This window comes from Streptomyces sp. NPDC005808, assembly GCF_042871385.1.
Classification (GTDB): Bacteria; Actinomycetota; Actinomycetes; order Streptomycetales; family Streptomycetaceae; genus Streptomyces.
The window spans coordinates 38,447-51,911 of the sequence record NZ_JBIAIK010000018.1 but is presented as its reverse complement, the minus strand read 5'-3'; the positions used below and the strand labels follow the sequence as shown (position 1 = coordinate 51,911).

Here is a 13,465-nt window from a genome sequence, read left to right as displayed (position 1 = left end):
TTCAAGACGCTGCCCCGGATCCGCTCCGAGTCCCCGGCGTTCGACCTGCACCATCCCGAGTACGCCGCGGTGTCGTCGGCGCCTCGGCCCGCTCCAGAGCCCGGGACAGCCGGTTCCGAGCCGTCCTGATCGCCCCGGTGAGCTCCGCGGGTTCGAGCACCTCGAACTCGAAGCCCGTCATCATCACGTGAAGCACCATCACATCGAGGCTCGCGGCGCCGGTCCGCAGGATGCAGCTGTCCTTCCCCTCGGCCTCCAGCATCCCGGCGGTGGGCGAGATCCGCTCGACGGCCTCCTCCATGGGCACCAGCAGCCTGACGACGGCATGGGAAGCGTACGCGCGCGTGGAGACGCCTCTGGAGACGTACTCCGCCAGATTCCCGGCCGGTGGCGTACGAGGTGTGAAGCGCGGTCCGTGCGGCGGCGTGGGCGTGATGCGGTCCACGCGGAAGGTACGCCAGTCGTCGCGGTCGACGTCCCAGGCGACCAGGTACCAGCGGCGCTCGGTGCACACCAGCCGGTGCGGTTCGACGGTACGGCGGGTGGCGGCGCCCTCATGGCTGCGGTACTCGAAGCGCAGCCGCTCCGCGTCCCGGCAGAGGTTGGCCAGCTCCGTGAGCACGGCCGGGTCGATGGCAACGGCTGACGGCTGCGGGCCGCGCAGCATCGGCACGGTGAACGCGTTCAGGGCGCCCACCCGGCGGCGCAGCCTGTGCGGCAGCACCTGCTCCAGCTTGGCGAGCGCGCGTACGGAGGTCTCGCCGATGCCCTCGATGCCCTGTCCGGCGGCCGTCCGTAGTCCGACCGCCACGGCCACCGCCTCCTCGTCGTCAAGGAGCAGCGGCGGCAGCTCGGCCCCTGCGCCGAGCTGATAGCCGCCGCCCGTGCCGGGGCTGGCGTTGACGGGATAGCCCAGCTCTCGCAGCCGGTCCACGTCACGGCGCACGGTACGCGGCGTGACACCGAGCCGGTCCGCCAGGTCGGCACCGGACCAGTCACGGTGGGCCTGCAGCAGCGAGAGGAGACGCAGCAGCCGTGCGGAGGTTTCCAACATGGGGTGAGTCTGACAGCCCTTGCGGACAGCGGCTGTCCGCAAGGGCTGGGCTGGACCGGGGTGGCGCTGGACCGGGGGTGGGCTTTTCGCGTCCTCAAGGCCGATAGCCCAGCTGCGGCACCTCGAAACAGTTGCTGTTCATGTCCCCTTGGGAGACCCAGCCCTGGTCGTCCTCCCAACGGGCCACCGAGACACACGTACGGCGCGTCGCAGGCGGCTCGGACAACCGGTCGTAGACGACCGGGACCAGCAACCCATCAGCGCTGTAGGGCTCCCCCCGGTTCATGAACCGGTCGACACACGCGCGCGTGACCCCCGAAGACACACAGGACTCGGCCGCGTCCGAGAACCACATCGCGGCGGCCCACCCCTCCAACTGCCACTGGGAGTGCGTCTCCAGCCCCTTCGTCGCCTCACGGAACTCCCGTACGGCCGCATACCCGGTGTCCTCGTAGTTGCGACTGGCACCCGTGACCCACAGCGCGTTGCGGCACCGCGGCGAATCCTTGTAGTCCAAAGCAACGGCGGACGTCCAGTTCTGCACGTTGGTGACCTTGGCGACGACCTCGGCCCCGACAGCGTCCATGGCCTCGCAGAGCTGGGCGTTGCCGTGCGTGTCGAGGGCGTCGAAGACGAGATCGGCGCCCTGCTCCTTCAGATCGGAGGCGGCGGCCCGGAAGTTGGGGAGCGCGAAGTCGACCTGCTCGGTGACGACCTGGTAGCCCTCGGCCTTGAGGCCCTGGACGACGAGCCGGGCGTAGGCGGCCGACGCGGACTGGTTGTAGGAGACCACGGCGGCCGTGTGGGCACCTTGTTCGCGCTTGAAGTAGCGGTAGATCTCGGTACCGCCGTACAGCTCACCGTCCCACCCCGCCGTACCGTCCCGGGGCGCGAGGCTGCCGTAGATCCCGTAGAGGTACGGATAGGTGTCGTAGGCCGGCCCGATGGGCTGCCCGCCGATGTCGGGCACGCGCGCGTGGGACACGCGAGCGGCACCCGCGTAGTCGAGGGCGGTGGTGGCGACGAGGGCGACGACCTTGTCCTCGTCGACGAGCCGGTGCACGCACTCGTTGTTGCCGACCCCGCTGCCGCCGTCGTCGCAGAGCCGCACCTCGACAGGGCGCCCTCCGATGCCGCCGCGCGCGTTGAGCCGGTCGAAGTAGGCCTTCGCCCCGTCGCGCGGTCCGGTGAAGGCGGAGCCTCCGACGGGGCTGGTGGCGCTGGTGATGATGCCGACGCGGATCGGTGCGGAGCCTCCTTGCGGGGCGGGCGCGGACCGGCCCTCGAAGTCGCTCTCCGGGAGGCGGCTGCCGCAGGCCGCGCTCAGCAGGAGCAGCAGGCCCGCGGCGAGTGCCTCAGCAGCCCGGGCCCGGCGACTCATTGCCGCTCAGTTGCACCAGCGCGCAGAGCGTCTTCACGGACACCTTCCAGGTGCCGTCCTGCTCGACGGCCGTCCCGGAGGCGCCCGGCAGGGCGGTCGCGCCCTCCAGGGTCAGCGAGTACGTCACGTTCGCATCGGCCGGCGAGGTGAACTCGACCTTCTCGACGACGGCCTTCACCTGCCGGCCGCGCTGATCTCCGCTGAAGCTGTCCAAGACCTGGGTCATCCGGTCGCCGTTCTCCAGAACGGCCGTCTTGTCCTTCTGGGCGACGGCCGGGTCGAAGAACTTCTCCCAGTTCTCCCTGACCTCCCGCTCCGCCGCCGCGACATCGGCCGGAGCCGTGGGGCTGGGCTCCGCGCTGGTGGACTGCTCCACGGAGGGGATGGGCGGGTCGGTTTCACCGCCGCCGCTTTCGTCGCTGCACGCCGTGAGGGCCGCGGCGAGGAACAGGACCGCCGCTGTCGCCACCCCCCGGCCGTTCCCCCGCCTGAGGTCGCTCCCGAGAACCATCTGGCTCACCACCGGGTGTCGGACCGGGCCAGGTGCGCCCGGTGCTTTCAGGGTCAGCTTGCAGAAGGCATAGTGCAAGCCATCGGCTGGCATGGACAGTCAACGGACCAAAACACACGACGTGTTGGAGCCCCCGATGCGGACAGCTCGACTGCGGACTGTGCACCCCGTCCTGTGGGCGGGGTGGGCCGCGCTCGCCGCCGGAGCGGTGTTGTGCGTGATCGGCTGGTACGGCATCTCGGGCGAGCGGTACGCGGAGCGGCAGCTGCCGTTTCTCGCGTCGTGCACCATGCCCGGCGCCGCCCTGATCATCGCGGGCGCGGTACTCCTCACCCACGGCAGGAACGCCCTGGCGGTGGCGCGCGTCGAGGAGCTGTACGGCCTCCTGGTCGCGGCGGAGGCCGCCGACGCGGACGAGTCCGGGCAGCCGGCCCTCGCGCCCGTCGCCACCAGCGGTGAGCTCCTGACGGTGCCGGGCGGCACGCTGTGGCACCGCGCCGACTGCCCGCTGGTCGCCGGGAAGGCGGAGGCCGTGCCGGTGGACTCGCTGCTGCTGGCGAGCGGGGAACTGGGGCCGTGCCCGATCTGCGAGCCGTCAGCCGTCAGTCCGGACGACTGATGGCGTCACTGACGTACGACCTCACCCTCGCCGGTCTCTCGGTCGGCAGCGCCGCCGCCCTGACCGGGATCGGGCTGATCGTCACCCATCGGGCGACCGGTGTCCTCAACTTCGCGCACGGCGCGATCGCGATGGTGTGCGCGTATCTGCTGCGCCAGTTCACGGTGGAGTGGGGCTGGCCGCTCGGGCTCGCCTCCGCGGTGACGCTGCTGGTGGTGGCTCCGGCGATCGGCGTGGCCCTCGAACGTTTCGTCTTCCGCCCGCTGTCCGTCCTCGGCGGCGACCCGGCGCAGACGCTCGTCGCGTCCATCGGCGTCTTCGTGCTGCTCGTCGGCGGGGCGGCTCTGGTCTGGGGAACGGGGGCGCGCGCGGACGCGCCGACGCTGGTGTCGGCGGATCCGTGGGGGCAGCTGGCGGTGGCCGTCGCGCTGGCCGTGGGCGTCGGAGCCGTCACGCGCTGGACGCGCATCGGCACGGAGCTGCGCGCCGTCGTCGACGACCGCTCACTCGCCATGCTCGGCGGAATCGACGCGGACCGGGTGGCCGCGGCGGGCTGGGCGTTCGGCTCGTTCACGGCCGGCCTGACCGGCGTGCTCCTCACCCCGTACGTGCGCCTCGACCCGTACGGCATGCCCCTGCTCGTCATGGAGGTGCTCGCGGTCGCCGTGGTCGCCCGGATGCGCAGCCTTCCGGTGGCGGTGGCGGTGGCGCTGGGCATCGGCGTCGCGCAGAGCCAGCTCACCCGCCTGCACCCGTCCGGCTGGGAGGAGCCCCTGCTCCAGGCGGTCGGCGCGAACCTGTTCGTGGTGGCGCTGCTGATCGCGGCCCTGGTCCTTCCGGGCATCGGCACGCGCGCCGCGCTCCCGCGCACGGCGACCGCCCGCATCGCGACGCCGCCGGGGGCGTGGATAGTGGCGGCCGTCCTCTTCCTCCTGCCCCTGGGCTTCGCTGGCTCGGACCTGCATACGTCGGTGCAGGTGCCGGCGCTGGCCGTGGTGCTGCTGTCGTTGGTCGTCGTCACGGGCCGTGGCGGCCAGATCTCGCTCGGGCAGGCGGCGTACGCGGGGCTCGGCGCCCTCTTCACGGCCCTGCTCGCGGCGGGTCGCTTCCCCGGCCTGCCCAGACTGCCGGAACTGGCCGCGCTGGCGATCGCGGTGATCCTGGTCGCCCCGCTCGGTCTCCTGACCGGCTGGCCCGCCATCAGCCGCCACGGCCTGGCTCTTGCCCTTGCCACCTTCGCGGTGGGCGTCGGCGTCAGCCGCTTCGTCTTCAGCCAGCCGTACGCCACCTCGGGCCTCTCCCTCGGCCGCCCGGCGGGCTTCGACGGCGACCGCGCGTACTACCTGCTCGAACTGGCCCTGCTGGGCTGTGCGTTGGTGGCGGCAGGCGCGTTGCGCCACGGCCGCACGGGCCGGGCCCTGGCGGCGATGCGCGACCACGAGTCGGGCGCGTCGGCCGCGGGTGTCCGCGTCCCGGCCCTGAAACTGACCGCCTTCGTGGCGGGCGCCGCGCTGGCCGCCCTCGGCGGCGGCATGCTCGGAATGGGGCTGCGCGCCTTCGACGCGACGGCGTACGACCCCGTCCGCGGCCTGCTCTGGTTCGCGGCGGTCGTCGTCCTCGGCGCCGACAGCGTGCTCGGCGCCCTCGCCGCCGCGGCCCTGCTCGTGGGACTCGACGCCGGGGCGCGCGGCGGGGTGGCGGCGGCCCTGATCGGCGTACTGGCCGTTCTCGTGGGCCGCTTCCCCGGCGGCCCGTACGAGGCCCTGCGCACCGCCGCCGCCCGACTGCGCCTGCGCCGCCGGGCGACACTCACGCCCTTGGGCACCCACGTACGAGGGCAACTGCGGCCGGTGCGGCAGAGGATGACCACTCCAGGCAAGCCGACGAGCCGACCGGGCGACGCCGCGCAGGCGGGCGGGGATGCCGCAGCGCGGCCCGGTACGGCGAGGAGGGCTTCGGCCTCGCCGGGCGGCGCGGTCCGGGCCCGGCCGCGACGTCCCCGTCCGCCGCTGGAGCCCACTGTCCACTCGGCTCTCCGCGCCCGCCGACTGCACGTCACGTACGGGGGTTTCACCGCCCTCGACGGAGTCGACCTCGATGTCCGGCCCGGCCGGATCACAGCGGTCGTGGGGCCCAACGGTGCGGGGAAGAGCACTCTTTTCCACTGTCTGGCAGGGACGCTGCGCCCCGCGGGCGGGCGGGTGTTGCTCGGGGAACGTGACATCACCCGGCTGGCCGCACACGCCCGCACCCGGCTCGGGATCGCGCGGACCTTTCAACAGCTGGCGGTTTTCCCCTCTTTGACCGTGGCCGAAAACGTTCGGGTGGGCGCCGAGCAGGGGCGGACCGCCGATCCCGGGTCCGAGGAGCGGGCGTTGCGACTGCTCGGTCTCGACGGTCCGGTACGGGCGCTGCCCGCGGCGGGGCTGCCGACCGGCACCCTCAGGCGCGTCGAGCTGGCGCGGGCGCTCGCCGCAAGTCCGCGGGTGCTGCTGCTCGACGAGCCGGCCGCAGGGCTGGACAGCGGTGAAGTGGCCGCCCTCGCGCGCGTGCTGCGGGCCCTCGCCGCAGACGGCATGGCCCTGCTCGTCGTGGAGCACGATCTCGATCTGGTCGCCGACCTGGCCCATACGGTTCATGTCATGGCGGCGGGGCGGATCGTCACCTCCGGGCCGGCCGGCCGTGTACTCGAAACGGGGTCCGGCGCATGAGCATCGCCCTGCACCACGCACGCGTGCGCTACGGCCCCCTTGAGGCCCTGCACGGCGTGACCCTCGTCGCCCCCGGTCCTGGCCTCACCGTGCTGCTGGGCCGCAACGGCTCCGGCCGCACGACCGCGTTGCGGGCCCTCGCGGGGGCCGTACCCCTGTCCGGGGGCACGGTCGTCTGGGACGGCGCGGACGCCACCCGGCTGTCGGCCTACGCACGCGCTCGCCGCGGCCTGTGCTTCGTCCCCGAGCGCCGGGCCGTCCTCGGCTCGCTCACGGTCCGCGAGAACCTGGAACTGGCCACGGTCAAGGACGGTTTCGCCCCCGCCCTCGACGCCTATCCGCAACTCCTGCCCCTCCTCCCCCGCCGCGCCGGCACCCTCTCGGGCGGCGAGCAGCGCATGCTCGCCCTCTCCCGAGCCTTGCTGACACGCGCGCGCGTGGTGCTCGTCGACGAGCCCGCGCAGGGCATGTCACCGACGGTCGCGGCACGTACGTACGAACTCCTGAGCGACCTCGACGCGTGCGTGGTGGTCGCGGAACAGCGGCTGCCGCCCGGCCTGCGCGAGAGGCCGGACCGGACGACGTACGTCTACGAACTGCGCCGCGGCGCGGTCGTGTTCAGCGGAGAGGCGGCCGAGGTGAGACACGGGCCAGGGGATACGGCGGGGACGGCAGGGCAGCCAGGGGCGGACCGAACAGAGCCTGGTCCGAGGTCCGGGCGCCGCCGCCCGAACCCTTCGGGATGACGAGCAGGGTGCCCACGTTCAGCCGGTCCGGATAGAGCCCGATCATCTGTTTGTTGGCCTTGTAGAGCGCCTGCCAGCCGCCCTTGACCTGATACCGGCGGGCGATCGAAGAGAGTGTGTCGCCGCGCTTCACCGTATGCATACGACCCTGGAGCCCGTACCTCCTGGAACAGACGGGCCAGGCTTCCCACCCCTGGGCGGCCAACACTCCCTCGGCGACCGCGATCTGCTCCGCGCGCGTGGCCAGATCGGCGCGCGAGGCGTACTTCAGACCGCCGAACTCCTTCCAGGTCGACGGCCAGAACTGCAGCCCTCCGTAGAAGCCGTTCCCGGTGTTCGCGTCCCAGCGGCCGCTGCTCTCGCACTCGGCGAGACAGCCCCAGGGCCATTGGTCCCTGGCGCAGTCGTAGGGCACTCGTGCCGCCTGAGGGCCGGGGAGCGGCGGCGGTGGGGCGGCGAACGCCCTGGAAGGCGCCAGGAGCGCGAGCGCGGCGGCGACCACGGCCGCGTAGCGAACGCACTTGCTCTGCATGATGGGTGCGAGCCACAGGGGGTGCATCGGCCCACGCTAGGCAGCCCGACAGACCGGCCCGACCAGCCGCGCCCGACCGGGTCGGGGCCCCACCCGGTCGGAGGACCGGCCGGAGGGGACCCCGCACTCGAGAGTTCGTACTCAGAACCCCACGCTCAGGAAGGAGCGTCGGGAGGGGGCTTGGCTCAGAGGTCGAGCCGCTGCCCGGGCACGATCAGGTCGGGATCGCCGCCGATGACGGCCTTGTTGGCGGCGTAGATCTTCCGCCAGGTGGTCCCGTGCGACGCCGCGATGGCGCTCAGCGTGTCGCCGCTGCGGACCGTGTAGTCGCCGCGGGACGAGCTCCGGTTCGTGTGGTCGCCCGACGGACGCTCGGGCGCCTTCGACGGGGCGGCCTTGGGGGCGGCCTTGGGGGCGGCCTTGGGGGCGGCCTTCTTGGTCGCCGAACCTGCGGACGACCCGGCGCCCGAGGACGCGGGCGCGCTGCCGGACGCTCCGGCCCGCGCCGAGCAGGTGGGCCACGCGCCCCACCCCTGGGCACGCTGGACCTTGGTCGCCACAGCTATCTGGGCGCTCTTGGACGCCTTGTCTGCGGTCGACGCGTAGGCGCCGCCGCCGTACGCCTGCCAGGTACTGGCGGAGAACTGCAGTCCTCCGTAGTAGCCGTTACCGGTGTTGATGTGCCAGTCTCCGCCGCTCTCGCACTGGGCGATGCGGTCCCACACTCCGCTGTCGGCCGCCGCGGCGTTGCCGCTCGTGGCGAGCAGGCCGAGCGGGGCGAGCAGAGCCGCCCCCGCGAGGACCGCCGTCGTACGCGTCGTACGGACTTTATGAGTGCTGTCGTTCTGGACACATGCGGACATACATATCCCTCTCCACGGACCCGGGGTCCCCCAGGACAGGGCGCGACCCCCCGCGCGTATGACGCCGGTTGTCGCGCTCCGCCCCGTCCGCCGGAGGCTGTGCTGTGGGCTGGCTGGTTCGGCCGGCGGACGTACCCGAGCGGTGCTCGTTGCACACGGCGGAGGAATCTATGGAGCCCGCCGACCGATATCAACCAACTCCTTGTCATTCGAGGCCAGTTCACCGTTACCCGGGGTATCAGCGAAATTCGGCCACCCACTTCATGGGGCGATTTCCTGATATATAGACCTGTCGGTCTGGCGATCTGTGACCCAGTTCACCGGTTCAACTTCCCTAGTACCCCCACATGTTGGCTCGGAGTGACCGATTCCGCGGGTGACCTCACGCTGCGCTTCGGATGGTTCGATTCCGTTCGCTCCCGGGCGTGACTCCGGCCACAGATCGCCCGTTGTCATCTTCATGAGCCGGGGACCCCCGGATTCAGGTGCCGGGGCCGCCCGGCATCGCCACGCACCGCATCCCGAGGAGCCAGCGTGCCGCGCATGCTCGACGTCAGCGACGACGTACGCGCCGAGATCGGCGACGAAGAAGCCGACCGGCTGCTCGCCGGAGAGAACGCCCCGGGCAGTTACGACTGCACGTCCTGCCGCACCCAGGGCGATTCGGAACAGGAGCGCACCAGCACCGTCCTGTTCATCGGCGACGAGACCGCCGTCCTTGCCTTCGCCCACGCGACCTGCCTCCCCTCGCAGGTCGTCCAGGTCACCGAGGAACAACTCCAGGGCGCCGTCCGCTCGATCAGTGCCGAGGGCGGGCCGGTGGGCACCGGGCCCGAGCAGGCCGTGCTCGGTGTCACCAGCGGACTCGTCCTGATCAACGGCGACCTGCATCCGGCGCTGGTCGTCGAACCGACCGGGCCCATCGTCCGCCCCGGCTCGACCGACATCGGCGACGACTTCCTGCCCCTCCTCATCGAGCAGGGCTTCATGCCGGTGACCGGGCTGAACTCGGTGCCCCCCGTACTGCACGGCTGGTCCGTACTGCTCGCCGCCGGCCAGTTGCACGCCATCCTCCAGCCGGGCACCGGCGGGGGTTCGCCCGTCGCCTGGTGGCAGGCGCACCAGGCACTCCAGGTCGCCGACAGCTGGCGCGCGGCCGCCAACAAGCACCAGCAGGTGCTCCTCTTCGCGGCCCCGGCCGGCTCGATCGGCCGCCAGCCCCGCGAGGACCTGCTGCGCGACGCCCTGGACAAGGCCGCCGCCAACGGCAAGCTGGTCGCCAGCACGCTGCCGCTCGCCGGGACCTGAGCGCTCCGCCGGGCCGGGCAGGGGGCTGCGGCGCCCGACACGCGCGCGGGGCTGCGACACATACGCGGCTCCGTCGCGCGGGCGCACCCAGTCACGGGCGCCGCACCCTCCCGCCGACCCGCACAGGCCCACCGACCCGCACGGGCGCCGCACCCTCCCGTCCTACCCGCGCAAGCCCCGCACCCTCCCGCCGATCCGCACTTCCCGCCCACCCGCGCAGGCACCGCACCCTCCAGGTGACCTGCGAAAGCGGTGCGTTGGCCGCATCCGCAGCGGGGCCGGGGTCGTTGGCACGTACGTGCACACCTACGACGTTCCCCGCCGCCAGCCCTTCCAGCCGGTCCCCGCAGCGCGACCGGCCCAGGATCCTCCGGGCGGCCCATCGGCCACGCCGATCTACGACAGGCTCTACGCCGAGTGGGTCAGAACCTGCAGGGCCCTGCCCGGCGACCGCCACGGCGAGGAGGAGCTGGGCTTCGCGGCCTTCGGGAACCTCCCGCACAGCACGAACTCGTTCAGCTCGTTCGGCTCGTTCGGCTCGTTCGGCTCGTTCGGCTCGAACGGCTCGAACGGCTCGAACGGCTCCTACAGCCCGCACAACTCCTACAGCTCGTACAGCGCGGGGGCGTACTCCGCGCGGCAGCACACGAGCGGACGGCAGCAACAGCAAGGCACCGCAATGCACCACGTCCCGGCCGCACTGCCGCCCGCGCCGCGCAGGGGGCTCTGAGGAGACAGCGAAAGGGGCGGCTCCTCAACGAGAGGAGCCGCCCCTTTTCCCATGCCTGCATGCCTACATGCCTACTTCTTCTTGGCGCCGCGCTTCTCGCGCACCCGCACCGAGATGTGGATCGGAGTCCCCGCGAAGCTGAACTCCTCGCGCAGCCGGCGCTCGATGAAGCGCCGGTAGCCGTGCTCGATGAAGCCGGAGGAGAAGAGCACGAACCGAGGGGGCTTGGTGCCGGCCTGCGTACCGAAGAGGATGCGCGGCTGCTTGCCGCCGCGAACCGGGTGCGGGTGGGCGGCGACCAGCTCGCCCAGGAAGGCGTTCAGACGGCCGGTCGGGACGCGGGTCTCCCAGCCTTCCAGGGCCGTCTCGATCGCCGGGACGAGCTTCTCCATGTGCCGCCCGGTGCGCGCGGAGACGTTCACCCGCGGCGCCCACGCGACCTGGAGGAGCTCGGTCTCGATCTCGCGCTCCAGGTAGTAGCGGCGCTCCTCGTCGAGGGTGTCCCACTTGTTGAAGGCGAGGACGATCGCACGCCCGGCCTCGACGGCCATGGTGACGATGCGCTGGTCCTGGACCGAGATGGTCTCGGAGGCGTCGATCAGGATGACGGCGACTTCGGCCTTCTCCACCGCCGCGGCCGTCCGCAGCGAGGCGTAGTAGTCGGCGCCCTGCTGGAGGTGGACACGCTTGCGGATGCCCGCCGTGTCGATGAACTTCCAGGTGATGCCGCCGAGTTCGATGAGCTCGTCGACCGGGTCACGGGTGGTGCCCGCGATCTCGTTGACGACCACACGGTCCTCGTTGGCCACCTTGTTCAGCAGGGAGGACTTGCCGACGTTCGGCCTGCCGATGAGCGCGATCCTGCGGGGACCGCCGACCGCGGTGCCGAACGTCTGCGGCGGGGCCTCCGGCAGCGCCTCCAGGACGGCGTCCAGCATGTCGCCGGTGCCACGGCCGTGCAGGGCGGAGACGGGGTGCGGCTCGCCCAGGCCCAGGGCCCAGAGGTACGAGGCGTCGGCCTCGCCGCTCAGTCCGTCGACCTTGTTGGCGCACAGGACCACCGGCTTGCCGGCCTTGCGCAGCAGTCGTACGACCGCCTCGTCGGTGTCCGTCGCGCCGACCTTGGCGTCGACGACGAAGACGACCGCGTCGGCCGCGTCGATCGCGTACTCGGCCTGCGCGGCCACGGAGGCGTCGATGCCGAGGACGTCCTGCTCCCAGCCGCCGGTGTCGACGAGCTTGAAGCGGCGGCCCGCCCACTCGGCCTCGTAGGTGACGCGGTCGCGGGTGACGCCGGGCTTGTCTTCGACGACCGCCTCGCGACGGCCGATGATCCGGTTCACCAGGGTCGACTTGCCGACATTGGGGCGGCCGACGACGGCGAGCACGGGCAGCGGCCCGTGGCCCGCCTCCCCGAGCGCGCCCTCGACGTCCTCGACGTCGAAGCCCTCTTCCGCGGCGAGCTCCATGAACTCCGCGTACTCGGCATCGCCAAGCGCCCCGTGCTCGTGCTCTGCAGAGCCGTCGGGCTGGATGTGGTCGTTCATGAAGTCCGTACCTCGTAGTTCATCGTGGTGATCGGTGGCCCCCCGTATATCGGGAGATCCACTACTCAAGTGTCGCCTAGTGCCCGATGGGGCGCCCGGCGTTTTCCGGGCGCCCGGTGAGACGCCTGGCGTTCTCCAGGTGCGCGGTGAGCTGCTTCTGGATGCGTAGGGTCGCCTCGTCGAGGGCCTTGCGCGTACGCCGTCCGCTGCCGTCGCCCGCTTCGAAGGGGTCGCCGAAGACGACGTCGACCCGGCTGCGCAGCGGGGGCAGCCCCTTTGTCAACCGGCTGCTCTTCTCGGAGCTTCCCAGGACCGCCACCGGGACGATGGGCGCCCCGCTGCGTACGGCGAAGTACGCGAGCCCGGCCCGCAGCGAGGCGAAGTCACCCTCGCCCCTGCTGCCCTCCGGGAAGATGCCGAGGACGCCGCCGTTGTCCAGGACGCCGAGCGCCTGGGTGATCGCCGTGCGGTCGGCGACCGAGCGGTCCACCTTCAGCTGGCCGATGGAGAGCAGGAAGGGGTCGAGCGGCCCGATGAACGCTTCCTTCTTGATCAGGAAGTGCGTGGGCCGGGGCGCGACGCCCATGACCATCGGCCCGTCGATGTTGTGCGCGTGGTTCACGGCCAGGATCGCCGGGCCGCTCGCGGGAACCTTCCAGGCGCCGAGGACGCGCGGCTTCCACAGGCCGTACATCAGTCCGACGCCGATACGGCGCCCGACCTCGGCACCCCGTACCGATGGTGCTTCGGTCACTTCGCGGCCCGCTTCTCCTCGACAAGGGTGACGACGCACTCGATGACCTGCTGGAGTGTGAGGTCTGAGGTGTCCACCTCGACCGCGTCGTCGGCCTTGGCGAGCGGGGACGTCTTACGGCTGGAGTCGGCCGCGTCCCGCTTGGCCAGGGCCTCCCGGGTGGCGTTGATGTCGGCGCCCTTCAGCTCACCGTTGCGCCGGGCGGCACGCGCCGCCTCGGACGCGGTGAGGAAGATCTTCAGGTCGGCGTCGGGCAGCACGGTCGTCCCGATGTCACGCCCCTCGACGACTATCCCGCCCTCCGCGCCTGCGGCGATCGAACGCTGCAGCTCGGTGATCCGCGCGCGCACCTCGGGCACCGCGCTGACGGCACTCACCTTGGAGGTGACCTCGTCCGTACGGATCGGGCCCGCGACATCGGTCCCGTCGACGGTGATGGCCGGTGCGGCCGGGTCGGTGCCGGAGACGATCTCCGGCTTGCCGGCCGCGGCGGCGATCGCGCTCGGGTCCGTGATGTCGATCCCGTTGCTCACCATCCACCAGGTGATCGCCCGGTACTGGGCGCCCGTGTCCAGGTAGCTCAGCCCGAGCTGCGAGGCCACTGCCTTCGAGGTGCTCGACTTGCCCGTGCCGGAGGGGCCGTCAATCGCGACAATCACAGCCGGTACGGTCCGGGCGGCGCCGTTTTCCACGGTGGGAACACCTTCCT

The 13,465-nt window shown here is 71.9% G+C and carries 12 protein-coding genes and 1 pseudogene; 5 read left to right on the top strand and 8 right to left on the bottom strand.

The genetic code is table 11. The annotated features are described in order from the left end of the window. Position 1: 1 nt before the first annotated feature. The 3 genes from ACFYPC_RS31555 to ACFYPC_RS31545 form a co-directional block, all read right to left on the bottom strand. On the bottom strand, positions 2 to 1,054 hold the full coding sequence (locus ACFYPC_RS31555; RefSeq protein ID WP_391889557.1) for a helix-turn-helix transcriptional regulator: 1,053 nt from the start codon (positions 1,052 to 1,054) through the stop codon (positions 2 to 4). 94 nt (positions 1,055 to 1,148) lie between these two features. After that, a complete protein-coding gene (locus tag ACFYPC_RS31550) occupies positions 1,149 to 2,435 on the bottom strand; it encodes an ABC transporter substrate-binding protein (protein ID WP_391889556.1) in 1,287 nt (428 codons plus the stop codon). Continuing rightward, on the bottom strand, positions 2,410 to 2,946 hold the full coding sequence (locus ACFYPC_RS31545) for a hypothetical protein (protein ID WP_391889554.1): 537 nt from the start codon (positions 2,944 to 2,946) through the stop codon (positions 2,410 to 2,412). Before ACFYPC_RS31545 ends, ACFYPC_RS31550 begins: the two co-directional genes overlap by 26 nt. A gap of 136 nt (positions 2,947 to 3,082) precedes the next feature. Here ACFYPC_RS31545 and ACFYPC_RS31540 point away from each other — a divergent pair, with 136 nt between their 5' ends. From ACFYPC_RS31540 to ACFYPC_RS31530, 3 genes are read left to right on the top strand one after another with little or no spacing between them, the layout of a single operon-like run. Continuing rightward, complete coding sequence (locus tag ACFYPC_RS31540; RefSeq protein WP_391889553.1) at positions 3,083 to 3,565, top strand: hypothetical protein; 483 nt, start codon at positions 3,083 to 3,085, stop codon at positions 3,563 to 3,565. Further along, the gene (locus ACFYPC_RS31535; protein WP_391889753.1) at positions 3,565 to 6,276 is read left to right on the top strand and encodes an ATP-binding cassette domain-containing protein; all 2,712 of its coding nucleotides are present in this window, start codon (positions 3,565 to 3,567) and stop codon (positions 6,274 to 6,276) included. The genes ACFYPC_RS31540 and ACFYPC_RS31535 overlap by 1 nt, the downstream gene beginning before the upstream one ends. Further along, positions 6,273 to 7,022, top strand: coding sequence for an ABC transporter ATP-binding protein (locus ACFYPC_RS31530; RefSeq protein WP_391889551.1), 750 nt, complete (start codon positions 6,273 to 6,275; stop codon positions 7,020 to 7,022). Before ACFYPC_RS31535 ends, ACFYPC_RS31530 begins: the two co-directional genes overlap by 4 nt. 52 nt (positions 7,023 to 7,074) lie before the next feature. Here the strand turns inward: ACFYPC_RS31530 and ACFYPC_RS31525 are convergent. Continuing rightward, positions 7,075 to 7,554 (bottom strand): annotated as a pseudogene (locus ACFYPC_RS31525) (transglycosylase family protein); the annotation flags it as partial. Positions 7,555 to 7,739: 185 nt separating this feature from the next. Continuing rightward, entirely contained in the window at positions 7,740 to 8,417 is a 678-nt protein-coding gene (locus tag ACFYPC_RS31520) for a transglycosylase family protein (protein WP_391889548.1), read from the bottom strand. Between the two features lie 534 nt (positions 8,418 to 8,951). On the opposite strand from ACFYPC_RS31520, the gene ACFYPC_RS31515 reads away from it, so the two are divergent. Then, positions 8,952 to 9,725 carry a hypothetical protein gene (locus tag ACFYPC_RS31515; protein WP_391889546.1) on the top strand — a complete coding sequence of 258 codons (774 nt, stop codon included), beginning with the start codon at positions 8,952 to 8,954 and terminating at the stop codon, positions 9,723 to 9,725. Positions 9,726 to 10,023: 298 nt separating this feature from the next. Then, positions 10,024 to 10,455 carry a hypothetical protein gene (locus tag ACFYPC_RS31510; RefSeq protein WP_391889544.1) on the top strand — a complete coding sequence of 144 codons (432 nt, stop codon included), beginning with the start codon at positions 10,024 to 10,026 and terminating at the stop codon, positions 10,453 to 10,455. Between the two features lie 71 nt (positions 10,456 to 10,526). On the opposite strand, the gene der is transcribed toward ACFYPC_RS31510, so the two are convergent. The 3 genes from der to cmk form a co-directional block, all read right to left on the bottom strand. Beyond that, entirely contained in the window at positions 10,527 to 12,002 is a 1,476-nt protein-coding gene (der, locus tag ACFYPC_RS31505; RefSeq protein WP_391889542.1) for a ribosome biogenesis GTPase Der, read from the bottom strand. A gap of 76 nt (positions 12,003 to 12,078) precedes the next feature. Continuing rightward, positions 12,079 to 12,756, bottom strand: a complete 678-nt coding sequence (locus ACFYPC_RS31500; RefSeq protein ID WP_391889539.1) for a lysophospholipid acyltransferase family protein — start codon at positions 12,754 to 12,756, stop codon at positions 12,079 to 12,081. Next, positions 12,753 to 13,448: a (d)CMP kinase gene (gene cmk / locus ACFYPC_RS31495; protein WP_391889536.1), complete on the bottom strand. Its 696-nt coding sequence runs from the start codon at positions 13,446 to 13,448 to the stop codon at positions 12,753 to 12,755. The genes ACFYPC_RS31500 and cmk overlap by 4 nt, the downstream gene beginning before the upstream one ends. Positions 13,449 to 13,465 lie beyond the last annotated feature (17 nt).

Excerpts from the sequence above, each read along its gene's own strand:
- ACFYPC_RS31555 (WP_391889557.1), bottom strand. The coding sequence starts at position 1,054 with ATGTTGGAAACCTCCGCACGGCTGCTGCGTCTCCTCTCGCTGCTGCAG.
- ACFYPC_RS31550 (WP_391889556.1), bottom strand. The coding sequence starts at position 2,435 with ATGAGTCGCCGGGCCCGGGCTGCTGAGGCACTCGCCGCGGGCCTGCTG.
- ACFYPC_RS31545 (WP_391889554.1), bottom strand. The coding sequence starts at position 2,946 with ATGGTTCTCGGGAGCGACCTCAGGCGGGGGAACGGCCGGGGGGTGGCG.
- ACFYPC_RS31540 (WP_391889553.1), top strand. The coding sequence starts at position 3,083 with ATGCGGACAGCTCGACTGCGGACTGTGCACCCCGTCCTGTGGGCGGGG.
- ACFYPC_RS31535 (WP_391889753.1), top strand. The coding sequence starts at position 3,565 with ATGGCGTCACTGACGTACGACCTCACCCTCGCCGGTCTCTCGGTCGGC.
- ACFYPC_RS31530 (WP_391889551.1), top strand. The coding sequence starts at position 6,273 with ATGAGCATCGCCCTGCACCACGCACGCGTGCGCTACGGCCCCCTTGAG.
- ACFYPC_RS31520 (WP_391889548.1), bottom strand. The coding sequence starts at position 8,417 with ATGTCCGCATGTGTCCAGAACGACAGCACTCATAAAGTCCGTACGACG.
- der (WP_391889542.1), bottom strand. The coding sequence starts at position 12,002 with ATGAACGACCACATCCAGCCCGACGGCTCTGCAGAGCACGAGCACGGG.